Below are 24,515 nucleotides of genomic sequence, written 5' to 3'. Positions count from 1 at the left end.
TTCCATAGCGGGAGCCCGACATGTTTCGTCCCAAATTGTTGTTCACCAGCCTCGCCGCGCTCGCCTTGGGCGCCTGTTCGCCGCAGGATCCGCAGGCCGTTACGTCAGCAGCCATCGCCAAGTCGGTGATCCTGCCGACCTACACGCGCTGGGTTGAAGCCGACCGCCAACTCGCCGTCAGCGCCCTGGCCTACTGCGAAGGCAAGGAAAACCTCGACACCGCCCGCGCCGACTTCCTGCATGCACAGAAAGCCTGGGCCCAGTTGCAACCATTGCTGATCGGGCCGCTGGCCGAAGGCAATCGCGCCTGGCAGGTGCAGTTCTGGCCGGACAAGAAAAACCTCGTCGGCCGTCAGGTCGAGCAACTGGTCAGCGCACAGCCGCAGATCGACGCCGCCGCCCTGGCCAAATCGAGCGTTGTGGTTCAAGGCCTTTCCGCCTACGAATACATCCTGTTCGACAGCAAGCCTGATGTGGCCAACGCTGAACAGAAAGCCAAGTACTGCCCACTGCTGATCGCGATTGGCGAGCGGCAGAAACAACTGGCCGAAGAAATCCTGAAGAGCTGGAACAACACCGACGGCATGCTCGCGCAGATGAGCAAATTCCCGAACCAGCGTTACGCCGATTCCCACGAAGCCATCGCCGATCTGCTGCGTGTGCAAGTCACCGCCCTCGACAGCCTGAAGAAAAAACTCGGCACGCCGATGGGCCGTCAGACCAAGGGGGTGCCGCAACCGTTCCAGGCCGATGCATGGCGCAGCCAGTCGTCCCTGAGCGGCCTCGAAGCCAGCCTCGCCGCCGCCAAAACGGTGTGGGAAGGCGTCGACAACAAAGGCCTGCGCGGTCTGTTGCCGAGCGAGCAGAAACCATTGGCCGACAAGATCGACGCCGCTTACGCCGCGTCCCTGAAACTGTTCGCCAGCAACCAGCGCTCGCTGACCGAGATGCTCAACGACGATGCCGGTCGCCAGCAACTCAACGACATCTACGACAGCCTCAACGCCGTCCACCGCCTGCACGAAGGCGAACTGGCCAAGGCGCTGGGCATCCAGCTGGGCTTCAACGCCAACGACGGTGACTGATGAGGGCAAGTGCCATGCTGCGACGCCAGGCTCTGACGTTAGGTAGTTTGCTGCTGGGTGCGGTGACACTGGGCAGCTGGACGCTGTTCAAGCAGAAGGACAAAAGCCCGCTGCTGCTCTCGGCGCGGGACGATACCGACGGTAAGCACTATGCCGTCGGTTACCGGCTGGACGGCACCCGGGTGTTTGCCACCCAGGTCGGCCAGCGCTGCCACGACATCATCAACCACCCGACGTTGCCGATTGCGCTGTTCGTCGCCCGTCGTCCCGGCACCGAAAGTTACCTGATCGACCTGCGCGACGGCACGCTGCTGCAAACCGTGACCTCGCTGCCGGATCGGCATTTCTACGGTCACGCGGTGATTCACCAGAGCGGCGACTGGCTGTACGCCACCGAGAATGACACCTCCGATCCGGGTCGCGGCTTGCTCGGTGTGTATAAGTTCGAAGGCGAGCGGCTGGTGCACAGCGGCGAGATTTCCACTCACGGCGTCGGCCCGCATCAGGTGTCGTGGATGCCCGATGGCGAAACCCTGGTGGTGGCCAACGGCGGCATTCGCACCGAGGCCGAAAGCCGCGTCGAGATGAACCTCAACGCCATGGAACCGAGCCTGGTGCTGATGCAACGGGACGGCACCCTGCTGAGCAAGGAAACCCTGGCCCAGCCGATGAACAGCGTGCGTCATTTGGGGATTGCCAGCGACGGCACCATCGTCGCCGGTCAGCAGTTCATGGGGCCGTCTCACGAGTCGTCGGAGCTGCTGGCGATCAAGCGTCCCGGCCAGCCGTTCGTGGCCTTCCCGGTGCCTGAGCATCAGTTGCAGGCCATGGGGCATTACACCGCCAGTGTTGCGGTGCACAGCGAGCTGCGCCTGGTGGCGTTGACCGCGCCACGGGGCAACCGCTTTTTCATCTGGGACCTGGACAGCGGTGAAGTGCGCCTGGACGCGCCACTTCCCGATTGTGCCGGGGTCGGCGCGGTAGCCGATGGTTTTGTCGTGACCTCCGGTCAAGGACGCTGCCGGTTCTACGACTGCCGCCAGACGAACCTTGTGGCTAAACCCCTCGACCTACCGGCAGGGCTCTGGGACAACCACCTACACCTCATCTAAACACGGTCCTTTGTAGCAGCTGGCGAAGCCTGCGTTCGGCGGCGAAGCCGTCGCAAATCCCTACACCGTGGTTTGCCTGACACACCGCGGTGTCTGATATCACGACTGCTGCGCAGCCGAACGCAGGCTGCGCCAGCTGCTACAGGTCGGGGTGAAGCCTTCCTGTAAGTTCTGCCAGTTGGAATCCCCTGCACACTCGGAGTAATGTGCCCGACTGAGTCACCTGATTTTCTCCAAGGAAGTGGAAATATGCTGCGTCGCCGCATGCTGATCATGTTGGGTGTTGTTTTGCTGATCGTGCTGGTTCTGGCCGGTTACAAAGCCTTCTCCATCTATACGATGATTCAGGGCTTCGCTGCGCCAAAACCAGCGATCAGTGTCGCCGTGGCCACTGCCACCGAACGGCCGTGGCAAGCCCGCCTGCCCACCGTCGGCACGCTCAAGGCGCTGCAAGGCGTGGACCTGAGCCTGGAGACCGACGGCACTGTCATCGATTTGCAGTTCGAGTCAGGTCAGAAGGTCAAGGTCGGCCAACCACTGCTTCGGCTGGATAGCGTGGTAGAAACCGCCCTGCTCGAAACCGCTCAAGCCGACCTGGGCCTGGCGCAGCTCGATTACGGTCGCGGCAGCCAATTGGTGGGCAGCCAAGCCATTTCCAAAGGTGAATTCGACCGGCTCTCTGCTGTGTTGAAAAAGAGCCAGGCCACGGTGAATCAGCTCAAGGCGGCGCTGGCCAAAAAACGCTTGCTCGCACCGTTCAGCGGGACCATCGGTATTCGTCAGGTGGACATCGGTGACTATCTCGCCAGCGGCACCATGATTGCCACCCTGCAAGACCTCAGCAGCCTTTATGTAGACTTCTTCGTCCCCGAGCAGTCGGTACCGAAGATCGCCCTCGGCCAACCAGTGCAGATCGTGGTCGCGGCCTATCCGACACAAACCTTCCCCGGCACTATCAGTGCGATCAACCCGAAAGTCGAAAACAGCACGCGCAACGTCCAGGTCCGCGCGACCCTGGCCAACCCCGACGGTAAACTGCTGCCGGGAATGTTCGCCAGCCTGCAAGTGTTGTTACCCGACCCGCAGCCGCGGATTGTCGTGCCGGAAAGCGCGATCACTTACACGCTGTACGGCAACTCGGTCTATGTCGTCGCGCAGAAAAAAGCCGAAGACGGCAGCCTGGAAAAAGACGACAAGGGCCAACCGATCCTGATCGCCGAACGGCGTTTCATCGAAACCGGCGAGCGCCGCGATGGGCAAGTGATGATCACCAAGGGTGTGCAGAACGGCGAAAAAGTGGTCACCGCCGGCCAGATCAAACTGGACCACGGCGCACACATTGCGATCAGCGACGACAAGACCTTAGCCGAGAAGAACAGCCCGCCGCCCGCGGACTGATCAAGGAACCCCCATGGCTTTTACCGACCCGTTCATCCGCCGCCCGGTGCTCGCCACCGTGGTCAGCCTGTTGATTGTGCTGCTGGGCTTCCAGGCCTGGAGCAAGTTGCCGCTGCGCCAATATCCACAAATGGAAAACGCCCTGATCACGGTGACCACCGCTTACCCCGGGGCCAACGCCGAAACCATCCAGGGCTACATCACCCAACCGATGCAGCAAAGTCTGGCCAGTGCCGAAGGTATCGACTACATGACCTCGGTCAGTCGCCAGAACTTCTCGGTGATCTCGATCTACGCGCGCATCGGCTCCAACAGCGACCGCTTGTTCACCGAACTGCTGGCCAAAGCCAACGAGGTGAAGAACCAGCTGCCCCAGGACGCCGAAGACCCGGTACTGAGCAAGGAAGCCGCCGACGCTTCGGCACTGATGTACATCAGCTTCTTCAGCAAGGAGCTGAGCAACCCGCAGATTACCGACTACCTGTCGCGGGTGATCCAGCCGAAACTGGCGACCCTGCCGGGCATGGCCGAAGCCGAGATTCTCGGCAACCAGGTATTTGCCATGCGCCTGTGGCTGGACCCGGTCAAGCTGGCCGGTTTCGGCCTGAGTGCCAGCGACGTCACCGATGCTGTGCGCAAATACAACTTCCTCTCCGCCGCCGGCGAAGTGAAAGGCGAGTACGTCGTCACCAGCATTAACGCCAATACCGAGCTCAAATCCGCCGAAGCCTTTGCCGCGATTCCGCTCAAGGTCGAAGGCGACAGTCGCGTGCTGCTCAGCGATGTGGCGCGGGTTGAAATGGGTGCGGAAAACTATGACTCGATCAGTTCTTTCGGCGGCACTCCTTCGGTGTACATCGGCATCAAGGCCACACCCGGCGCCAACCCGCTGGACGTGATCAAGGAAGTGCGCAAGATCATGCCGGACCTGGAAGCCCAGTTGCCGCCGAACCTCAAAGGTGAAATCGCCTACGACGCGACGCTGTTCATCCAGGCCTCGATCGACGAAGTGGTGAAAACCCTGTTTGAAGCGGTGCTGATCGTGATCGTGGTGGTGTTCCTGTTCCTCGGCGCCCTGCGTTCGGTGGTGATCCCGGTAGTCACCATCCCGTTGTCGATGATTGGCGTGATGTTCTTCATGCAGATGATGGGCTACTCGATCAATCTGCTGACGTTGCTGGCGATGGTATTGGCCATCGGCCTGGTGGTGGACGACGCCATTGTGGTGGTGGAAAACATCCACCGGCACATCGAAGAAGGCAAGACGCCGCTGGATGCGGCCATCGAAGGCGCCCGGGAAATCGCCATGCCGGTGGTCTCGATGACCATCACCCTGGCGGCGGTCTATGCGCCGATCGGCTTCCTGACGGGGCTCACGGGGGCGCTGTTCAAGGAGTTCGCCCTGACCCTGGCCGGCGCGGTGGTGATCTCCGGCATCGTCGCCCTGACCCTGTCGCCGATGATGTGTGCCTTCCTGCTGCGCCACGACGAAAATCCCAGTGGCCTGGCCCATCGCCTGGACCTGATTTTCGAAAGCCTCAAGCGCCGTTACCAAAGCATGCTCCACGGCACCCTCAACACCCGGCCGGTGGTGCTGGTGTTCGCGGTGATCGTGCTGTGCCTGATTCCGGTGCTGCTCAAGTTCACCAAGTCGGAGCTGGCGCCGGACGAGGACCAAGGCATCATTTTCATGATGGCCAACGCCCCGCAACCGGCCAACCTCGACTACCTGAGCGCCTACACCGACGAGTTCGTCACCATCTTCAAGACGTTTCCCGAGTACTACTCGTCGTTCCAGATCAATGGCTTCAACGGGGTGCAATCGGGGATCGGCGGCTTCCTGCTCAAGCCGTGGAACGAACGCAGCCGCACTCAAATGCAGATCCTGCCCGAGGTACAGGCCAGACTGGAGAGCATTGCCGGATTGCAAATCTTCGGCTTCAACCTGCCCTCTCTGCCCGGTACCGGTGAAGGGCTGCCGTTTCAGTTCGTTATCAACTCCGCCAACGATTACGAGTCGCTGCTGCAAGTGACCGACCGAGTGAAAAAGCGGGCAATGGAATCCGGCAAGTTCGCCTTCGTCGACGTTGACCTGGCGTTCGACAAACCTGAAGTGGTGGTGGATATCGATCGCGCCAAGGCCGCACAGATGGGTGTTTCCATGCAGGACCTGGGCGGGACGCTCGCGACATTGCTGGGTGAGGCGGAGATCAACCGTTTCACCATTGAAGGTCGCAGCTACAAAGTCATCGCGCAGGTCGAACGGCCCTTCCGGGACAACCCCGACTGGCTGAACAATTATTACGTCAAGAACACCCAAGGCGAACTGCTGGCCCTGTCGACCCTGATCACCGTGACCGACCGGGCGCGGCCACGGCAGTTGAACCAGTTCCAGCAACTCAACTCGGCCATCCTGTCCGGGGTGCCGCTGGTCAGCATGGGTGAAGCCATCGACACCGTGCGCCAGATCGCTCGGGAAGAAGCGCCGGTGGGTTACGCCTTCGACTATGCCGGCGCATCACGGCAATACGTCCAGGAAGGCAGTGCGCTGTGGGTCACCTTCGCCCTGGCGCTGGCGATCATTTTCCTGGTACTGGCGGCCCAGTTCGAAAGCTTCCGCGATCCGCTGGTGATTCTGGTGACCGTGCCGCTATCAATCTGTGGCGCGTTGATCCCGCTGTTCTTGGGTTGGTCGAGCATGAACATCTACACCCAGGTCGGCCTGGTGACGTTGATCGGGCTGATCAGCAAGCACGGAATCCTGATCGTCGAATTTGCCAACCAGTTACGCAAGGACAAAGGCCTGACACCGCGCGAAGCCGTGGAAGAAGCGGCGGCCATTCGTCTGCGTCCAGTGTTGATGACCACCGCGGCGATGGTGTTCGGCATGGTGCCATTGATCATCGCCACGGGGGCGGGCGCCGTCAGCCGGTTTGACATCGGCATGGTGATCGCCACGGGGATGTCGATCGGGACGTTGTTTACCTTGTTTGTGTTGCCGTGCGTGTACACGTTTTTGGCAAAACCCGATAAACCCTCACGCTAAGATCGTTCCCACGCTCTGCGTGGGAATGCCTCTACGGACGCTCTGCGTTCGGCTTTGGAAGGGACGCCGAGCGTCCCGGGCTGCATTCCCACGCAGAGCATGGGAACGATCGGCGCTCTGTAGGTGGGAACAAAAAAGGCCTCGCATTTGCGAGGCCTTTTACTTGGGCTTCAATCTGTTCAACTTTGTGGCCTCAATCCTTGAGAAAGTCCGAACATGAACAGCAATAAGTCATGATCGGGTTGAGATGCCACGGGTGCCTTCGCAACGCGTGGCAACGGACAATGCGCGTCGCCATTCATTGAACTGAGAACTTGCGTGCGGGGCTGCTCCCATGCCGCCACCGCCAGTGAAGCAACTGCCAAGGCTCCTATTAAAAATACACCTCGTGCAATTTCGAGTTTCATTGCTATAAACCCTTGATAGCGCTGCCAAACGCCGTCTTGTAAAAATAGACGAGTTTTTGCCAGTCCGTCGTGCCGAACGACGAGTGGCGACGCAGTTGCTTCATGTCATGAGAAGCCGCTTGCCGGGCGGTAAAACGCTGCCGACATTTCTCCAGATCGATCAAGGCCACTTCAATATTGGCAGCCTCGCCTTCGCCGGTGACGCGCACGAATACGTGCTTGATGTAGAGGCAGCTGTGCTGCCAGCGGCCCTTATGCATCCGGGCCAGGTTCTCGGCCAGTTCCTTCAACACTCGATCATGCACGACCTCGCCATGACGCTCGCGACCACCGCCAGCGTACCAGTGCTCGATTTCCTCGAAGCCGTCCAGCGCCTTGGTGACCAGCAAGGCGCGCCATTTATGCACCGGATCGCGCTGTGCACCGCAGAACACGATTTCCGGAACGCGAACGTCGAGCAGGCCCAGGCCGATAAGTGCATCGCGCTCGCGCAGCACCGTCGGCCGACCGAATGGGTGCAGCAAGCTGCGATGGATATGCCCGGTCTGACGTTTAACGTAAAGCAACTGGCCATTGCTGCTCATGACGCGCTGCACGCCGCTTTCTCCGCCGCGGCGGACGTTGGGTTCTTCTACCCATTCACCGCGCTGATTCCAGAAATAGTCGAAGCGGTCCTGAGGAGCGACGTCCGTTTCTGCTGCACATTGCACTGCCATTTTGTTACCTCTTGCGTAATACGTAGACCCGCCACATCGCATAGAGCGGTAAAAAGTCCAGTTGTTCCTGGATGCGAAAACCCGCCTGCTCAAATTCCTTTTCAACCGTAGCAGCCGGTAACACAAATCGATTTTGGTAACCCTCCTGCCCACGTGCTTTCTCGGCGCGTTTGCGTTTCCACGCTTTGAAATTGCCGTCCACCCACAGGGAAAGGACCACGCTATCGCGCGTGACGCGCTCGAATTCACGCAATATGGCCAGTCGATGCTCGGCTTCACCGATGTGATGGAGCAAACGCATGCAGAAAATGCTGTCGACGGCGTTATCAGGCAAGGCGATGTCGAATGCAGAAGTGTGCAAGGGTTGTACCCGTTTCACCACTTCGGCAGGTTGCGCCTGCATGGCAACCTTGAGCATGGATTCGGAGTTGTCGGCGCCAATGATCGCACGATTGGTTTTTTCCGCCAGCAATGGCCAGAAACGCCCCGCACCGCAGGGCAGATCGAGGATCAGCCCCGGCTCACCGACCGCCGCCAGCGCCTTGCGCGCCAGTTGCTCGTCACGCCAGTGTGACAGCCGGCGACCAAGGCCATCCTGGTGTTTACGCAGGTATCGTTGAGCGTGTTGGTCGTCGTACTTTTCGGAAAAATCCAGTTTGATCGGGCCAGCCATCACCAAGGTCTCCAGAGCTGCTGATGGCATTCACGATAGGTAGCGCCGTGTCAGCGACAGGTCATTCCTTTGTGAAAAAAACGTCATGTAAAACCTCAAATCATTTCGAGGTTTTGCAGGGTGCGAACAACAGCGCCCGGGCCAAGGCGGTGTAACAGGCCGATCAATTCATCTGCGACGGACACAGCTCCACTTCAAAACGACAACCATGGGGCTCCATGTTCGTCAGGCTGACGGTCCACCCCTGGTTTTCACAGATGCGCTGTACCAGTGACAACCCAAGCCCCAAGCCCTCACCGCGCTTCTCGTTGCCGCGCACGAACGGCTCGAACATCGCCTCGCGCTTTTCCTCGGGAATGCCTACGCCACTGTCCTCGACCATGAACCCCGTGGCCGTCAGCGTCAGGCGGATGAATCCGCGTTCGGTGTAATGCAGGGCGTTACGCAGCAAGTTGCCCATGACTGCATGCAAAAGGGTTGCGTTGTAGCACGTGTTGGCCGGATGACCCGGTTCAAAGATCAGCGCCAGCCCCTTGGCTTCGATCGGCTCGCGCCACTGGTTTAGCAGTCCATCGGCGACCTGGCTCAGGGTCTGCTGGGGCGACATGCTGGCGTCTTCGCGTTGTGCGCGGGCCAACATGAGGAAGGTTTGCACCAGCTCGCGCATCTCTTCGCAAGCGCGGGCGATGCGCTGGACCTGTGCACGTCCACGCTGATCGATACCGGGGTTTTCCAGCAGCAGCTCGCAGGAACTGGCCAGCACCATCAATGGCGTACGCAGTTCGTGGCTGACGTCACTGGTGAACAACCGTTCGCGGGTCAACGCCTGGCGCAAGCGCCCGAGGGTGGCGTCGAAGGCCACGGCCAACTCGCCCACCTCGTCGGCGGCGTAATCCGGCGCCAGCGGGGGCGCAAGACCTAATAATTGATCACGGTGGCGGACCTGACGGGCCAGGCGCACCACGGGCGCCATCACTTTGCGCGCCAGTACCCAGCCAAGAAACACCGCCAACGCCAGACTCAAGACGAAGCCCACCAGCACCACGGCAAACAGCACCCGTTCACGCTCTTCGAAATCGCTCTGATCCTGCAACAGCACATAATGTCGGCCATCGACGACTTCGACCATCGCGTGGTACGACAGCTGTTCGCGAAACACTTCGTGAAAGCCCGGGCCCAGGTGCCGCAGGTCCTTGGGAAGCTCGAAGTCGCCCGGCCCGCCGCTGAAATAGAACAGCTGGTCCGGCTCGGGACGATGGTTCCAGTCCATGACACTGTCCATCAGCAACAGCCGTTGCAAGTCGCCGCCCAGACCGGCCGAAATCAGTTTTTCTTCCACCAGGTGTACGGTCGCCACAATGCCCATTGCGAAGGCGCCGGCGACCAATGCGCTCATCAGCGCAAAGGCGATGATGATCCGTTGAGCAAGGCTCTGTTTAAACTCCATCTCGGCCCTCGGCCAAGCGATAACCCACACCGTGTACGGTTTGCAGCAACGGTTTGGCGAACGGCTTGTCGATCACCTGGCGCAATTGATGAACGTGGCTGCGCAGGCTGTCGCTGTCCGGGCAATCATCCCCCCACAGCGCCTCTTCGAGAATTTCGCGACGCAGTACATGCGGACTTTTTTGCATCAGCACGGCCAGCAACTTCAGGCCCACCGGGTTGAGTTTCAGCAGTCGCCCTTCGCGGGTCACTTCCAGGGTATCGAGGTCGTAGATCAGATCGCCGACCTGCAGGGTGCGGCGACCGCCACCCTGGGCACGGCGCATGACCGCCTCGATGCGCGCTGCCAATTCAGAGAGCGCAAAGGGTTTGATCAGGTAGTCATCGGCACCGGATTTGAACCCTTGCAGACGGTCGTCCAATTGATCGCGAGCGGTGAGCATGATCACCGGCGTGTCGCGGCGCGCGTCTTCACGCAGACGTTTGCACAGGGTGTAACCGTCGATGCCAGGCAGCATGACGTCGAGCACGATCAAGTCGTAATGCTCGGTGGCCGCCAGGTGCAAGCCTGACAAACCGTCCTGCGCGCAATCCACGGTATAACCCTTGAGCCCCAGGTAATCGGCCAGATTGGCCAGGATATCGCGGTTGTCTTCAACCAATAGAATTCGCATGGGTGTCTCCTGCGTACACAGTAACGGCCGTCTTGGCCCGCGCAGCTTAAGGCCAAGTGTGGCTGAGGGCTAGGACTGCGTGCGGTTGCATATTCAACCTATAAACCCGGGGCGCCTTTAACGACTTTTTCACTATCGATTCACACGTCGACGACAGGAACAGGCTCAAACTCCGCGCGGCTGCGTGTTCAGAACCTTTCATTGACCAAGGAATTGCCATGGTTTCGACTGCCGGTCGCCCCGCCTCCCGCCCGCTGAATTTCTGGGTGTGCCTGGGCGTTCCCGTCATCGCGGCGATCATTCTGATGCTGCTCGAACTGACGTCCTTGGACATGGACCTGGCCAAGCTGTTCTATGACCCGGTCGCGGGGGATTTCATCGGGCGGCACAGTTACTTCCTGGAAGACATCCTGCATGACCGCGCCAAGCAGGTGGTCATCGCCTTTTCGGTGTTGGCCATCCTCGGTTTCATCGCCTCCTTTTTCATCGACCGGCTCAAACCGATCCAACGGGAACTGGGCTGCCTGGTGTTATCTCTGGCGCTGGCGACCTCCTTTGTCACGCCAGTCAAAGCAGTGACGGCCGTCCAGTGCCCGTGGAGCCTGGAGCAGTTTGGCGGTCACGAAACCTATAGCGAACTGCTCAGCCCTCGCCCGCACACCGATAAACCGGGCCGTTGCTGGCCCGGCGGGCATGCAGCGACCGGTTTCACACTGTTTGCGCTGTTTTTTGTCCTGCGTGACCGTCGTCCGCGCCTGGCGCGCAAGGCGTTTGTGTTCGCTTTCGCCTTGGGCACGGTGTTTTCCGTCAGCCGGATGATGCAGGGCGCGCACTTCTTCTCGCACAACATGTGGACGGCGATTTTCTGCTGGCTGATTTGTCTGGGGTCGTATTACTACATTCTTTATCGCCCCGCTTCGAAGGCTGAGCGAGCGACCAAGGCGAAACCGGTAAACGCCTGATACACAGATCCAAATGTGACCGTTGTATCCCGGCAATAAAAAACCCCGCCTGCTTTCGCAGACGGGGTTTTTATGTACGGGGGAAGGCTGGCTTACATCATGCCGCCCATGCCGCCCATACCGCCCATGTCTGGCATGCCGCCGCCAGCTGGAGCGTCGTCCTTGATCTCAGCGATCATGGCTTCGGTGGTGATCATCAGGCTGGCAATCGACGAAGCCGCTTGCAGAGCCGAACGAGTCACTTTTGCCGGGTCCAGGATACCCATTTCGATCATGTCGCCGTATTCGCCGGTAGCAGCGTTGTAACCGTAGTTACCCGAACCCTGCTTGACCTTGTCGACTACTACGCTTGGCTCGTCACCGGAGTTGGCAACGATCTGGCGCAGTGGCGCTTCAACAGCGCGACGCAGCAACTGGATGCCAACGTTCTGGTCATCGTTGTCGCCTTTCAGCTCGGAGATTGCCTGCAGAGCGCGAACCAGTGCCACGCCGCCGCCAGGTACCACGCCTTCTTCAACGGCTGCACGGGTAGCGTGCAGGGCGTCTTCAACGCGGGCTTTCTTCTCTTTCATTTCAACTTCGGAACCAGCGCCAACCTTGATCACTGCAACGCCGCCGGACAGTTTGGCCAGACGCTCTTGCAGTTTTTCACGGTCGTAGTCGGACGAAGTGTCGGCCACTTGCTGACGGATCTGCAGAACGCGAGCCTGGATGTCAGCCTCAACGCCGGCACCGTCAATCACGGTGGTGTTTTCTTTGGACAGGATCACGCGCTTGGCATTACCCAGGTGTTCCAGGGTAGTGCTTTCCAGGCTCAGACCGATCTCTTCGGAGATAACGGTACCGCCAGTCAGAACAGCGATGTCCTGCAGCATGGCCTTGCGACGGTCGCCGAAGCCTGGAGCCTTGACGGCTGCGACTTTAACGATGCCACGCATGTTGTTCACAACCAGAGTCGCCAGGGCTTCGCCTTCAACGTCTTCGGCAACGATCAGCAGTGGACGGCCGGCTTTGGCAACGGCTTCCAGTACTGGCAACATTTCGCGGATGTTCGAGATTTTTTTGTCGACCAGCAGGATCAGCGGACCGTCCAGCTCGGCAGTCATGGTCTCTGGCTTGTTGACGAAGTACGGGGACAGGTAGCCACGGTCGAACTGCATGCCTTCAACAACCGACAGTTCGTTTTCCAGGCCCGAGCCTTCTTCAACGGTGATCACGCCTTCTTTACCGACTTTTTCCATGGCTTCGGCAATGATGTCGCCGATGGAGCTGTCGGAGTTGGCCGAGATGGTGCCGACCTGAGCGATCGCCTTGGTGTCAGCGCAAGGCTTGGACAGGGCTTTCAGCTCTTTGACGATAGCGATGGTCGCTTTGTCGATGCCGCGTTTCAGGTCCATCGGGTTCATGCCGGCAGCGACGGCTTTCAGGCCTTCGTTGACGATCGACTGAGCCAGAACGGTAGCGGTGGTGGTGCCGTCGCCTGCGTCATCGTTGGCACGGGAGGCAACGTCTTTGACCAGCTGCGCGCCCATGTTTTCGAAGCGATCTTTCAGCTCGATTTCTTTGGCAACGGACACGCCGTCCTTGGTGATGGTCGGAGCGCCGAAGCTCTTCTCGATGATCACGTTACGGCCTTTAGGGCCCAGGGTCGCTTTTACTGCGTCAGCCAGGACGTTGACACCGGCGAGCATTTTCTTACGGGCGGAATCGCCAAACTTAACTTCTTTAGCAGCCATGATCGATATTCCTTAAATACTTTGTAGTAGCGGGAAAATGAGCGGGGAATCAGCCTTCGACAACGGCGAGGATTTCGCTCTCGCCAATTACCAGCAGGTCTTCGCCGTCGACTTTCACAGTGTTGCTGCCGGAGTACGGACCGAACACAACCTTGTCACCCACTTTTACGGACAGTGCACGCACTTCACCGTTGTCCAGCACTTTGCCTGGGCCTACAGCGAGGACTTCACCCTGGTTTGGCTTTTCAGCAGCCGAACCTGGCAGGACGATGCCGCCAGCGGTTTTCTTTTCTTCTTCGCTGCGACGGACGACGACGCGGTCATGCAGAGGACGAAGCTTCATTGTCGATCTCTCCTAATTGTGGTTTTCATCGGCCGGTGTATTCCCGGCGGGTTTAACAAATCCGGCGGTGCCGGGTGCGGTTCGTCAAGCGAACCGCGGAAGTCTGTCTGGCGTGTTCGCCAGAAACCTTGCGGTGACCGTTACATAAGGGCGCGCAAGCTTATTACAAGGGCGAGGACGCAAATTTTTTCAGGTTGTTGCCCCACAAACGAACACGGCACCCGAAGGTGCCGTGCCAATGGTATGGATTACTTGGTATCGCGGTGTTCGAATTCGCCTTCGATCACGTTGGGCTCACGGCCCAACGGCTCGCGCGGGGCAGGACCGCCACGTGGCTGAAGGTCGTCGGCGAAGGCACGCTGACGGATTGCCGCCTCTTCGGCACGCTGGCGCATTTTATTGGCCAGCAGTCGACGAGAGATCGGCAGCAACATGATCAGACCCAGCACGTCAGTGACGAAGCCCGGCAGGATCAACAGACCACCCGCCAGCGCCAGCATCAAGCCTTCGAGCATGGTCTGGGCCGGCAACTCGCCGCGGTTCAGGCTTTCACGAGCACGCAACGCGGTTGCCAGACCAGCGATACGCAGCACGAACACACCGAGCATCGAGCCGAGAATGACCAGCAGCAGGGCCGGGAAAAACCCGATCGCCCCGCTGACCTTGACGAATACGAACAGCTCCAACACCGGAAACAGTACAAAGAGCAACAAAAAAGGGCGCATCAAATGGTTCCTCAACGCAAGAATGCCTTGCCAGTCTCCCCTAGATGACGTCGCCAATTCGTGAATTCAAGCGTCGGCCCCTTCATTTTTTGGCCAATGTTCGGCGTGAGCCAGGAAAACCAAGGCTTCGCGCACTTGTGTCGGCGTATTGCACGGCGCTTGAAACGGCAACCAATAGAGCCCCTGGCCAATGCGCAGGTGCATGCCTTCGGTGTCGATACCCGCCAGTTGCGCCGGCTCGGTTTTCGGCAGGCCCGCCATTTCGACGTAATGGGCGATGGCTTTGGCGTGATCGGCATTCATGTGCTCGACCATGCTCGCTTCGGCTTTTCCGGCGAACGGGTTGGCCAGCGTTAACTGATCGACCCAGTGAATCGCACCGAAGCCGCCGATGTAACGGTGGCGTACCGGTTTGAGCACCCAGAAATCGAAATCATGAGCCTTGTGGTAGCTCTGCGAATCAGGGAAATAGCGGTAGTAACGCTCAGCCGCCGCGTCGATGGCGGCCTCGTCCTCGAGCTTTTCGGCTTCGGCGAGGTAGGTCAGGCGACCAACGGCTTGCACGTCTTCGGCCCCGCGCTCGCCCACAAACAGTGAGCATTTTGGATCTTTCTGCAGGTTATGGGTGTGCTGGGCGATACGGCTGATAAGGATCAGCGGCCAGCCCTGTGCGTCCAGACAGTACGGAACCACGGAGCCAAACGGGAAACCGGGCATCGCCTTGGAATGCGTCGAGAGCACTCCACGGTATTCCTTGAGAAGCAATTCTCGGGCATTCTTGGCCGCTTCAACGCTCAATTTATGACTCCTTATTAGAATCCGTCAAAAAAACGGACAGGCGCCTGGGATAAGTTCCAGAGCGCTATCGGGGCAGTTCTCATGTGCAGCCAGGCCGCATCAGGTGCAGATCGAGAGGCTACTCTCTAAAAGGAAACCACACCTCTGACCTGCTATTGGGGCATGCGAATGCAACTCACTGACAAAGTAATCATTATCACGGGCGGTTGCCAGGGTTTAGGCCGTTCCATGGCCGAGTATTTCGCCGGTAAAGGCGCGAAGCTGGCGCTGGTGGACCTGAACCAGGAAAAGCTCGACGACACCGTCGTCGCTTGCAAGGCCAAAGGCGTCGAGGCTCGCGCTTATCTGTGCAATGTCGCCAATGAAGAGCAAGTGACGCATATGGTCGCCCAGGTGGCCGAAGACTTCGGTGCGATCCATGGCCTGATCAACAACGCCGGGATCCTGCGCGATGGCTTGCTCATCAAGGTCAAGGACGGCGAGATGACCAAGATGAGCCTGGCCCAGTGGCAGTCGGTCATTGACGTCAATCTGACGGGGGTGTTCCTGTGCACCCGTGAAGTCGCGGCCAAAATGATCGAGCTGAACAACAGCGGCACGATCATTAATATCTCGTCGATCTCCCGTGCGGGCAACGCCGGCCAGACCAACTACTCCGCCGCCAAAGCCGGTGTCGCTGCGATGACCGTGACCTGGGCGAAGGAATTGGCACGCTACGGTATTCGCGTGGCAGGCATTGCACCGGGTTTTATCGAAACCGAAATGACGCTGAGCATGAAGCCTGAGGCGCTGGAGAAGATAACGTCAGTGATTCCACTCAAGCGCATGGGCACGCCTGAAGAGATCGCCCATTCGGCGGCGTACATCTTCGAGAACGACTACATCAGCGGTCGGATTCTGGAGCTGGATGGCGGGTTGCGGATCTAAATCCCGACACAAAACAAATGTGGGAGCGGGCTTGCTCGCTCCCACAGGGGATTGCATTCCTTCAGTGAATTAATCGTCGCTGATGGTGATATTGGGCATCGCGGGCGATACCGCTTCCTGCAACACGATCCGCGCGCCGACATGGCGGGCCAGTTCCTGGTAAACCATTGCAATCGGGCTGTCGGGCTCGGCGATCACCGTTGGCTTGCCGCCGTCGGCCTGTTCGCGGATGGCCATCGCCAGCGGCAACGAAGCCAGCAGCTCGACGCCGTACTGGTTGGCCAGCTTCACACCACCGCCCTCACCGAACAGATGCTCGGCATGCCCGCAGTTGGAGCAGATGTGCACGGCCATGTTTTCCACTACGCCCAGCACCGGAATGTTGACCTTGCGGAACATCTCCACGCCCTTGCGTGCGTCCAGCAATGCCAGGTCTTGCGGCGTGGTAACGATCACCGCGCCGGCTACCGGGACTTTCTGCGCCAGGGTCAGCTGGATGTCGCCGGTGCCTGGCGGCATGTCGATGACCAGGTAATCCAGGTCGCCCCAGGCGGTTTGAGTGACCAGTTGCAACAAGGCGCCGGAAACCATCGGTCCGCGCCAGACCATCGGCGTGTTGTCGTCAGTCAGGAACGCCATGGACATGACTTCGACACCATGGGACTCGATCGGAATGAACCACTTCTGATCCTTGACCTGGGGCCGGGTGCCTTCAGGGATGCCGAACATGATGCCTTGGCTCGGACCGTAGATATCCGCGTCGAGAATCCCGACCTTGGCGCCTTCGCGGGCCAGGGCCAGGGCCAGGTTGGCGGCGGTCGTCGATTTACCCACACCGCCCTTGCCGGACGCCACGGCGACCACGTTCTTGACGTTGGCCAGGCCCGGGATCTGCGCTTGAGCCTTGTGTGCGGCAATGACACTGGTGATCTCGACGCGAGCGATGGTCACGCCGTCCAGCCCTTCAATGGCCATTTGCAGCAACTGCGCCCAGCCACTCTTGAACAGGCCGGCGGCATAACCCAGCTCCAACTGGACGCTGACGCGATCACCCTGAATGTCGATGCTGCGAACGCACCCGGCGCTGACCGGGTCCAGGTTCAGGTAAGGGTCGGTGTATTGGCGAAGGACGGCTTCCACCGCTGCGCGATTGACGGCGCTCATGGGCAACTCCGATAGCAAGACTGAAAAATCAGGCGGGTATCCTAACCGTTCTACATCATAGACGGCATGCCCCACGATGATTTGTGGCAAACACATCCTGGTGGCGAGGGAGCTTGCTCCCGCTCGGCTGCGCAGCAGTCGTAATCAAGTTGATGCGATCCTTCTGTCGGAACCGGGTTACAGGGGTTGGGGCGGCTTCGCCACCCAGCGGGAGCAAGCTCCCTCGCCACAAAAGCCCACCTGCACCAAGCAAACTCATCACCACTCTTTTCAGAGGCGATGCATTCGGAAACAGGCCCGAAGGGTGAAAAATATACGCCAGCGCTTTATAGTGGCCGACCTCCGTTTCATCAAGTAGCCGAGCCCCATGTCCGAGCCACGCAAGATCCTCGTCACCAGCGCCCTGCCCTATGCCAATGGTTCGATCCATCTTGGCCACATGCTGGAATACATCCAGACCGATATGTGGGTGCGCTTCCAGAAGCACCGCGGCAATCAATGCATTTATGTCTGCGCCGACGACGCCCACGGTTCGGCCATCATGTTGCGCGCGGAAAAGGAAGGCATCACCCCGGAACAACTGATCGCCAACGTCCAGGCTGAACACAGCGCCGACTTTGCCGAGTTCCTGGTGGACTTCGACAACTTCCACTCCACTCACGCCGAAGAAAACCGTGAGCTGTCGAGCCAGATCTACCTGAAGCTGCGCGACGCCGGGCACATTGCCACGCGCTCGATCACTCAGTACTTCGACCCGGAAAAGAAAATGTTCCTGGCCGACCGCTTCATCAAGGGCACCTGCCCGAAATGCGGCACCGAAGACCAGTACGGCGACAACTGCGAAAAATGCGGTGCGACCTACGCGCCAACCGACCTGAAGGATCCAAAGTCGGCGATCTCCGGCGCCACTCCGGTGCTCAAGGATTCCCAGCACTTCTTCTTCAAACTGCCGGACTTCCAGGAAATGCTGCAAGCCTGGACCCGCAGCGGTACCCTGCAAGAAGCCGTGGCGAACAAAATCGCCGAATGGCTGGACGCCGGCCTGCAACAGTGGGACATCTCCCGTGATGCGCCGTACTTCGGTTTCGAAATCCCCGACGAGCCAGGCAAGTACTTCTACGTCTGGCTGGATGCGCCGATCGGCTACATGGCCAGCTTCAAGAACCTTTGCGACCGCACGCCGGAACTGGACTTCGACGCGTTCTGGGGCAAGGATTCCACCGCCGAGCTGTACCATTTCATCGGCAAGGACATCGTCAACTTCCACGCCCTGTTCTGGCCAGCCATGCTCGAAGGCGCCGGTTTCCGTAAACCGACCGGTATCAACGTACACGGCTACCTGACCGTCAACGGTCAGAAAATGTCCAAATCCCGCGGCACCTTCATCAAGGCCCGGACCTATCTCGACCACCTGTCGCCGGAATACCTGCGTTACTACTACGCGGCCAAGCTGAGCCGTGGCGTCGATGACCTGGACCTGAACCTCGAAGACTTCGTGCAGAAGGTCAATTCCGATCTGGTCGGCAAAGTCGTCAACATTGCCAGCCGTTGCGCCGGTTTCATCCATAAAGGCAACGCCGGTGTACTGGTGGCGGGCAATGCCGCGCCGGAACTGACCGAAGCGTTCCTCGCCGCAGCGCCGAGCATCGCCGAAGCCTACGAGGCTCGCGACTTCGCCCGCGCCATGCGCGAGATCATGGGCCTGGCCGACCGTGCCAATGCCTGGATTGCCGACAAGGCGCCGTGGTCGCTGAACAAACAAGAAGGCAAGCAAGACGAAGTCCAGGCCATCTGCGCCCTGGGCGTCAACCTGTTCCGCCAGCTGGTGATTTTCCTCAAGCCGGTGCTGCCGCTGCTGGCCGCCGACGCCGAGGCGTTCCTGAACGTCGCGCCGCTGACCTGGGACGACCACGCGACCTTGCTCAGCAACCATCAACTGAACGAGTTCAAACCGTTGATGACCCGTATCGACCCGGTAAAAGTGCAAGCCATGAGCGACGCCTCGAAAGAAGACCTGACCGCCAGCGCTACCGACACCGGCGATGCTGCACCTGCCGGCAATGGCGAACTGGCCAAGGATCCGCTGTCACCGGAAATCGAGTTCGATACCTTTGCCGCTATCGACCTGCGCGTCGCCCTGATCCTCAAGGCCGAACACGTGGAAGGTGCCGACAAACTGCTGCGCCTGACCCTGGACATCGGTGACGAGCAACGCAACGTGTTCTCCGGGATCAAGAGCGCTTATCCGGATCCGTCCAAGCTCAATGGTCGCCTGACCATGATGATCGCCAACCTCAAGCCCCGGAAAATGAAGTTCGGCATCTCCGAAGGCATGGTGATGGCGGCCGGCCCTGGCGGTGAAGAAATCTACCTGCTCAGCCCTGACAGCGGCGCCAAGCCAGGCCAGCGCATCAAGTAAGGCTGTGCGGTAAACCAATCCCACAGTCGTGCCTGGCGCGACTGTGGGATTTTCATGTCTGGCCCACCCTCCGTCCTTGCCGGATAATGCCTAAGCTTTTTAGACCGCTCCGTTAAAAAGCCCCGTTCTTGCCGGCACGACCATGACCGAATTGCTTCTTACGCTTATCAGCACTGCCCTGATCAACAACCTCGTGTTGCACTGGCCGCTGGGCGTCGATCCGCTGCTGGGCAACGAGCATCGGCAAGTTCACGCATTGGGCCTTGCGACCACGTGTTTGATGCTGATCGTCGGCACGCTGGGCTACGTGGCCTACCGTTGGTTGCTGGTCCCGCTGGAGCTGACGTCGCTGCGCCTTTTTGTCTTCCTGCCATTAAGCGTTCTGCTGATTGGCCCGCTGCTGAAAGTGCTTTCCCGGTCACTTCCAAAATTTGCGTTCAATGGCCTCTGGCCCCTGCTGCTGGGCAACGCCGGCGTACTCGGCTTGACGCTGCTCAATGCTCAGGACGACAAAGGCTTCTTCCACGCCGTGGCCCTGAGCCTGGGCGCCGGGCTGGGGTTCTGGCTGGTACTGAGCCTGTTCAGCGACTTGCGCCAACGCACCCTCGAAAATGATATCCCCCTGCCCTTTCGCGGCCTGCCCATCGACCTGATCGGCGCTGGACTGATAGCAGTGGCCTTTCTCGGATTCAGCGGACTGATCAAAACATGAGTCTGATTCAACGCATCGACGCCCTGTTGCCGCAGACCCAATGCGGCAAGTGCGGCCACCCCGGATGCAAACCGTACGCCGAAGGCATTGCCAATGGCGAACCGATCAACAAATGCCCGCCCGGCGGCAGCGAGACCATCGCGGCCCTGGCCGAGCTGTTGAAAGTGCCAGTGCTGGAACTGGACGTCAGTCGCGGTTCGGCCCCGGCGCAGATCGCCTATATTCGTGAAGCGGAGTGTATTGGTTGCACCAAGTGCATCCAGGCATGCCCTGTGGATGCCATTGTCGGCGCGGCGAAATTGATGCACACGGTGATCATCGATGAATGCACCGGTTGCGACTTGTGCGTGGCGCCCTGCCCGGTGGATTGCATCGAGATGCGGCCATTGCCGCTGGACACGGTGCTGCCGGTTGTCGGCGGTCTGGCGTTCAGCCTTGAGGAGCAACGCGCCCGGACGGCCAAACGCAATCACGCACGGCAGCGATTCGAACAGCGCAACGCGCGCCTGCATCGCGAAGAAGAACAGAAAATCGCCGAGCGTCAGGCCCGGGCCCAGCGCGCCGCCCAGCACAGTGAGGTAGCGACACTCGACCCGGTTCAAGCCGCTCTTGAGCGTGTCCGTGTACAGAAGGCAGCCAATGCCGATGCGGCGTTGAAAAAGGCCAAGATCGATCTGGCGATGAGTCGGGCGCAACTGAACAAGTCACTCAAGGCCTTCGGGCATCCGCCGACCTTCGAACAGCAGTCGCAACTGATCGTCTTGCAACAGCAATTCGAGGCTGCCGAACAGGCGTTGGCGAAACTGGAAAGTGCTGCACCGCCAGCCGCGGCCCCCGTCGTTCCGGCGAAAAATGCGCAGCTGAATCGGGCAAAGATCCAGTTGGCCATGCGCCGCACCGAACTCAAGAAAGCCCAGGCCAGCAAAGCGCCGGCTGAGCAGATTGAAGCCCTGGAACTGGCGGTAAATGAAGCCGAGCGTCAGGTGGATGCCTATGCCGCCCCTTGAATCGGTCGATGAGCGCCTTCAGCAAGCCATGAAGCTGGTATTGCTGGCCACCGTGCCGGGGCTGCTGGTGTTTTTCTGGCTGTATGGCTGGGGCGTGTTGATCAACCTGGTTCTGACGGGTGTTACCGCACTGGCCGTTGAAGCGGCCGTGTTGCGCTTGCGCAAGCAGGCGCTCAAGCCAACCTTGAGCGACGGCAGCGCACTGGTCAGCGCGACGCTGTTGGCGCTGGCCCTGCCGCCGTATTGCCCGTGGTGGCTGACGGTCTTCGCCGCAGCGTGCGCGATGGTATTTGGCAAACACCTGTACGGCGGCGTTGGCAAGAACCCGTTCAACCCGGCAATGCTGGGCTTCGCCCTGGTGCTGGTGACCTTTCCCCAACAGATGACCCTCTGGCCGTCGTCCCATGGACTGGACCTGATCGGCGGTTTGCAGCAGGTGTTCGGGTTCAGCCTCAGCCAGGCTCCGGATGCCTGGGTCCAGGCCACGGCGCTGGACAGCCTGCGGATCAACAAAAGCCTGACGATGGATGAACTGTTTACCGCCAACCCGGCGTTCGGTCATTTCGGCGGCCGAGGCATGGAATGGGTCAACCTGGCCTTTCTGGCGGGCGGTGCGTTTCTGCTGCAACGACGGGTGTTCAGCTGGCATGCGCCGGTCGGCATGCTCGCCAGCCTGTTCATCATCAGCCTGCTGTGCTGGAACGGCTCGGGCTCCGACTCCCACGGTTCGCCGCTGTTTCATCTGCTCACTGGCGCGAGCATGCTGGGCGCATTCTTCATCGTCACGGAACCGGTGTCCGGCGCAAAAAGCCCCAGCGCGCGACTGCTGTTTGGCGTGGGCGTCGGGCTGCTGACGTATCTGATTCGTACCTGGGGTGGCTATCCGGACGGCGTCGCCTTTGCCGTCCTGTTGATGAACCTCTGTGTGCCGGCGCTGGAGCGGTTTGCCGCTTCCAGACTGGAACGGGGTGCGCCATGAGCCGGACGTCGAGTGTTGTGATCCTGGTGGTGCTGGCAGCCTTGGGGATTGGCGCGACTTACCTCGTGCAGCACACCAGCGCGCCGCGCATTGCGGCCGAACAGCGCCTGATCGACAGTCGTAACCTGCTGGACTTGCTCCCTGCTGGAAGCTACGACAATCAGCCGCTGGACCAACCACTTGCCCTGGAAAATACCGGGTTGGCCAACAGCACGCTGCTGGGTGGCTACCTGGCGACCAAGACAGGCCAGACCAGCGCGGTGTTGCTGCGCAGCCAGACCCTGGGTTACGAAGGTTCCATTGAATTGCTGATCGCTATCGGCGCAAACGGCAAAGTGCTCGGCGTCAAAACGCTGAGGCAATCGGAAACTCCGGGGCTGGGCGGTCGACTCGCCGACTGGCCCAATACCTGGCTTCAGGCTTTTTCCGGAAAGTCCCGAAGCGAACCTTCCGACAATGGCTGGGCGTTGAAAAAGGATCAGGGGCAATTCGATCAAATGGCGGGGGCGACCATCACTTCGAGAGCGGTCATCAACGCTATCCATGACGCGTTGCGCTATTTCGACGAACATCAGCGACAGTTGATTGGGAGCAGCACTCATGAATAAGTCCTCGACGCTGCACAATTCACTGATGCTTGCGCCGCTGATCGGTGCCACGGATTCATTGGTGTCCGCCCTGGGCTTGTGGTTGATGTTCATCGTGGCGATCAGTGCCTTTGGAGTGAGCATGGGCGCCTTGCGACCCCGACTTGTCCCAGAGACACGTCTGCTTGCCAGCATCCTGCTGGCCGCCGCACTGACCAGCTGCATCGAACTCGCCGCGCAAGTCTGGTCGCTGCAATGGCACCAGCATGTTGGGTTCTATGCAGGGTTGATTGCCTTGCAATGCGTTGTGCTGGAACACACCGGTTTTCACCAGAGTACCTGGCGTGATCGCCTGCGCCTGAGTGGCCTGTTCGGCGCGTTGATGGTGGGCCTTGGCTTGCTGCGCGAACTCATCGGCAGCGGGACACTCGGCAGCCATCTGCCATGGCTGGCAGGCACCGCACAAACGGACTGGCAAGGCTGGGTGCTCACTGCCGACGGCGGCTTGCGCCTGGTCACCCTGGCCCCTGGCGGATTCATACTGCTGGGACTGCTGATCGCCGCACGTCAGGCCTGGACCCGCTCGACGCCTTCACACTGACCGCCTTCGAGGAAATTCACTGCCCATGAATGCCGCAAAACGCCTGGAAATTTTTCGCCGATTTCACGAAGACAACCCGGAGCCGAAGACCGAACTGGCCTACTCCTCGCCGTTCGAATTGCTGATATCCGTGATCCTCTCGGCACAGTCGACCGATGTCGGCGTCAATAAGGCCACCGCCAAGCTCTACCCGGTAGCCAATACACCGGCTGCAATTTATGCCTTGGGGGTCGAGGGACTGTCGGAATACATCAAGACCATCGGCCTGTTCAACAGCAAAGCGAAAAACGTGATCGAGACCTGTCGCTTACTGATCGAACGTCATGGGGGCGAAGTGCCGCAAACCCGTGAAGAGCTGGAAGCGTTACCCGGCGTCGGCCGCAAGACTGCCAACGTGGTGCTCAATACCGCATTCCGCCAGCTGACCATGGCCGTGGACACGCATATTTTCCGGGTCAGCAACCGTACCGGCATTGCGCCAGGGAAAAATGTGGTCGAGGTTGAACAAAAACTGATGAAGTTCGTGCCGAAGGAATACCTGCTGGATTCCCATCACTGGCTGATCCTTCACGGACGCTACGTTTGCCTTGCCCGCAAGCCTCGCTGCGGCAGTTGCCGGATTGAAGATTTGTGCGAATACAAGCACAAGACGTCGGACGATTGAGGCGCTATTAGGTTTTTTGATTTATCGATTGAAAAAATCTTTTTTACCCGCCGGGAGATTATCGATATAAGGAGCGCCAAAGGCAGCCTTAGCCTGGAGTAACACTATGAGCACTGGCAAAGAGCAATTGGACGTAGAAGACGACTTCACCCCTGTTGAGGCTGATGATGCTGAACCGGTGGTTGAAGTGGCGAAGACCAACCTGAGCAAACGCCGTACCATCGATAACCTGCTGGAGGAGCGCCGACTGCAAAAGCAATTGGCCGATTACGATTTTGACCTATGACACCTAAAAGCCTCCCGAAACGGAGGCTTTTTACTAAGTGTCGCCGCT

General features: G+C 59.6%; 24 protein-coding genes. 14 read left to right on the top strand and 10 right to left on the bottom strand.

Features of this window, described 5'->3' with window-relative positions; translation table 11 throughout:
• Positions 1-20 precede the first annotated feature (20 nt).
• The 4 genes from BLW70_RS11140 to BLW70_RS11125 all read left to right on the top strand — a co-directional run bounded on the left by BLW70_RS11140 (position 21) and on the right by BLW70_RS11125 (position 6,641).
• Positions 21-1,085 (top strand): imelysin family protein, encoded by a 1,065-nt coding sequence (locus tag BLW70_RS11140; RefSeq protein WP_074874057.1) that lies wholly within the window; start codon positions 21-23, stop codon positions 1,083-1,085.
• A 14-nt stretch (positions 1,086-1,099) separates the two neighbouring features.
• Entirely contained in the window at positions 1,100-2,197 is a 1,098-nt protein-coding gene (locus BLW70_RS11135) for a DUF1513 domain-containing protein (RefSeq protein WP_074874056.1), read from the top strand.
• 249 nt (positions 2,198-2,446) lie between these two features.
• Positions 2,447-3,595, top strand: coding sequence for an efflux RND transporter periplasmic adaptor subunit (locus BLW70_RS11130; protein WP_074874055.1), 1,149 nt, complete (start codon positions 2,447-2,449; stop codon positions 3,593-3,595).
• 13 nt (positions 3,596-3,608) lie between these two features.
• The gene (locus BLW70_RS11125; protein ID WP_074874054.1) at positions 3,609-6,641 is read left to right on the top strand and encodes a multidrug efflux RND transporter permease subunit; all 3,033 of its coding nucleotides are present in this window, start codon (positions 3,609-3,611) and stop codon (positions 6,639-6,641) included.
• Between the two features lie 179 nt (positions 6,642-6,820).
• Here the strand turns inward: BLW70_RS11125 and BLW70_RS11120 are convergent, their stop codons facing one another.
• The 5 genes from BLW70_RS11120 to colR form a co-directional block, all read right to left on the bottom strand.
• Positions 6,821-7,048, bottom strand: a complete 228-nt coding sequence (locus BLW70_RS11120; protein ID WP_074874053.1) for a hypothetical protein — start codon at positions 7,046-7,048, stop codon at positions 6,821-6,823.
• Between the two features lie 2 nt (positions 7,049-7,050).
• Positions 7,051-7,764, bottom strand: a complete 714-nt coding sequence (locus BLW70_RS11115) for a lipopolysaccharide kinase InaA family protein (protein WP_074874052.1) — start codon at positions 7,762-7,764, stop codon at positions 7,051-7,053.
• Between the two features lie 4 nt (positions 7,765-7,768).
• Complete coding sequence (locus tag BLW70_RS11110) at positions 7,769-8,437, bottom strand: class I SAM-dependent methyltransferase (RefSeq protein ID WP_074874051.1); 669 nt, start codon at positions 8,435-8,437, stop codon at positions 7,769-7,771.
• Between the two features lie 163 nt (positions 8,438-8,600).
• On the bottom strand, positions 8,601-9,884 hold the full coding sequence (locus BLW70_RS11105; RefSeq protein WP_074874050.1) for a sensor histidine kinase: 1,284 nt from the start codon (positions 9,882-9,884) through the stop codon (positions 8,601-8,603).
• Positions 9,874-10,557 carry a two-component system response regulator ColR gene (colR, locus tag BLW70_RS11100; protein WP_074874049.1) on the bottom strand — a complete coding sequence of 228 codons (684 nt, stop codon included), beginning with the start codon at positions 10,555-10,557 and terminating at the stop codon, positions 9,874-9,876. Before colR ends, BLW70_RS11105 begins: the two co-directional genes overlap by 11 nt.
• A 218-nt stretch (positions 10,558-10,775) precedes the next feature.
• Here colR and BLW70_RS11095 point away from each other — a divergent pair, with 218 nt between their 5' ends.
• Complete coding sequence (locus tag BLW70_RS11095; RefSeq protein ID WP_074874048.1) at positions 10,776-11,519, top strand: phosphatase PAP2 family protein; 744 nt, start codon at positions 10,776-10,778, stop codon at positions 11,517-11,519.
• A 92-nt stretch (positions 11,520-11,611) separates the two neighbouring features.
• On the opposite strand, the gene groL is transcribed toward BLW70_RS11095, so the two are convergent.
• From groL to BLW70_RS11075, 4 genes are all read right to left on the bottom strand, one after another.
• Positions 11,612-13,255 (bottom strand): chaperonin GroEL, encoded by a 1,644-nt coding sequence (groL, locus tag BLW70_RS11090; protein ID WP_074874047.1) that lies wholly within the window; start codon positions 13,253-13,255, stop codon positions 11,612-11,614.
• A 49-nt stretch (positions 13,256-13,304) separates the two neighbouring features.
• Positions 13,305-13,598 (bottom strand): co-chaperone GroES, encoded by a 294-nt coding sequence (locus BLW70_RS11085; RefSeq protein ID WP_007948593.1) that lies wholly within the window; start codon positions 13,596-13,598, stop codon positions 13,305-13,307.
• 248 nt (positions 13,599-13,846) lie between these two features.
• Positions 13,847-14,323 carry an FxsA family protein gene (locus BLW70_RS11080; RefSeq protein WP_008155548.1) on the bottom strand — a complete coding sequence of 159 codons (477 nt, stop codon included), beginning with the start codon at positions 14,321-14,323 and terminating at the stop codon, positions 13,847-13,849.
• A 66-nt stretch (positions 14,324-14,389) separates the two neighbouring features.
• Positions 14,390-15,121, bottom strand: coding sequence for a HugZ family pyridoxamine 5'-phosphate oxidase (locus tag BLW70_RS11075; RefSeq protein WP_074874046.1), 732 nt, complete (start codon positions 15,119-15,121; stop codon positions 14,390-14,392).
• A 168-nt stretch (positions 15,122-15,289) separates the two neighbouring features.
• On the opposite strand from BLW70_RS11075, the gene BLW70_RS11070 reads away from it, so the two are divergent.
• Complete coding sequence (locus BLW70_RS11070; RefSeq protein WP_074874045.1) at positions 15,290-16,048, top strand: SDR family oxidoreductase; 759 nt, start codon at positions 15,290-15,292, stop codon at positions 16,046-16,048.
• 69 nt (positions 16,049-16,117) lie between these two features.
• On the opposite strand, the gene apbC is transcribed toward BLW70_RS11070, so the two are convergent.
• Complete coding sequence (gene apbC / locus BLW70_RS11065) at positions 16,118-17,212, bottom strand: iron-sulfur cluster carrier protein ApbC (RefSeq protein ID WP_074874044.1); 1,095 nt, start codon at positions 17,210-17,212, stop codon at positions 16,118-16,120.
• Positions 17,213-17,579: 367 nt separating this feature from the next.
• On the opposite strand from apbC, the gene metG reads away from it, so the two are divergent.
• The 8 genes from metG (at position 17,580) to BLW70_RS11025 (ending at position 24,467) form a co-directional block, all read left to right on the top strand.
• Positions 17,580-19,631: a methionine--tRNA ligase gene (gene metG / locus BLW70_RS11060; RefSeq protein WP_074874043.1), complete on the top strand. Its 2,052-nt coding sequence runs from the start codon at positions 17,580-17,582 to the stop codon at positions 19,629-19,631.
• Positions 19,632-19,773: 142 nt separating this feature from the next.
• On the top strand, positions 19,774-20,343 hold the full coding sequence (locus tag BLW70_RS11055; RefSeq protein ID WP_074874042.1) for an electron transport complex protein RnfA: 570 nt from the start codon (positions 19,774-19,776) through the stop codon (positions 20,341-20,343).
• Positions 20,340-21,350, top strand: coding sequence for an electron transport complex subunit RsxB (gene rsxB, locus BLW70_RS11050; protein WP_074874041.1), 1,011 nt, complete (start codon positions 20,340-20,342; stop codon positions 21,348-21,350). The genes BLW70_RS11055 and rsxB overlap by 4 nt, the downstream gene beginning before the upstream one ends.
• Positions 21,337-22,329: an RnfABCDGE type electron transport complex subunit D gene (locus BLW70_RS11045; RefSeq protein WP_074874040.1), complete on the top strand. Its 993-nt coding sequence runs from the start codon at positions 21,337-21,339 to the stop codon at positions 22,327-22,329. The genes rsxB and BLW70_RS11045 overlap by 14 nt, the downstream gene beginning before the upstream one ends.
• Positions 22,326-22,937, top strand: a complete 612-nt coding sequence (locus tag BLW70_RS11040; protein ID WP_074874039.1) for an RnfABCDGE type electron transport complex subunit G — start codon at positions 22,326-22,328, stop codon at positions 22,935-22,937. The genes BLW70_RS11045 and BLW70_RS11040 overlap by 4 nt, the downstream gene beginning before the upstream one ends.
• Positions 22,930-23,517 carry an Rnf-Nqr domain containing protein gene (locus BLW70_RS11035; protein ID WP_074874038.1) on the top strand — a complete coding sequence of 196 codons (588 nt, stop codon included), beginning with the start codon at positions 22,930-22,932 and terminating at the stop codon, positions 23,515-23,517. The genes BLW70_RS11040 and BLW70_RS11035 overlap by 8 nt, the downstream gene beginning before the upstream one ends.
• A 25-nt stretch (positions 23,518-23,542) precedes the next feature.
• Positions 23,543-24,181: an endonuclease III gene (gene nth, locus BLW70_RS11030; RefSeq protein WP_074874037.1), complete on the top strand. Its 639-nt coding sequence runs from the start codon at positions 23,543-23,545 to the stop codon at positions 24,179-24,181.
• Between the two features lie 106 nt (positions 24,182-24,287).
• Positions 24,288-24,467, top strand: a complete 180-nt coding sequence (locus tag BLW70_RS11025) for a PA3496 family putative envelope integrity protein (protein WP_007898493.1) — start codon at positions 24,288-24,290, stop codon at positions 24,465-24,467.
• Positions 24,468-24,515 lie beyond the last annotated feature (48 nt).

The organism is Pseudomonas frederiksbergensis (genome assembly GCF_900105495.1).
Lineage (GTDB): Bacteria > Pseudomonadota > Gammaproteobacteria > Pseudomonadales > Pseudomonadaceae > Aquipseudomonas > Aquipseudomonas frederiksbergensis.
The sequence above is the reverse complement of the archived record's forward strand: the minus strand, read 5'-3'. Positions and strand labels throughout refer to the sequence as shown.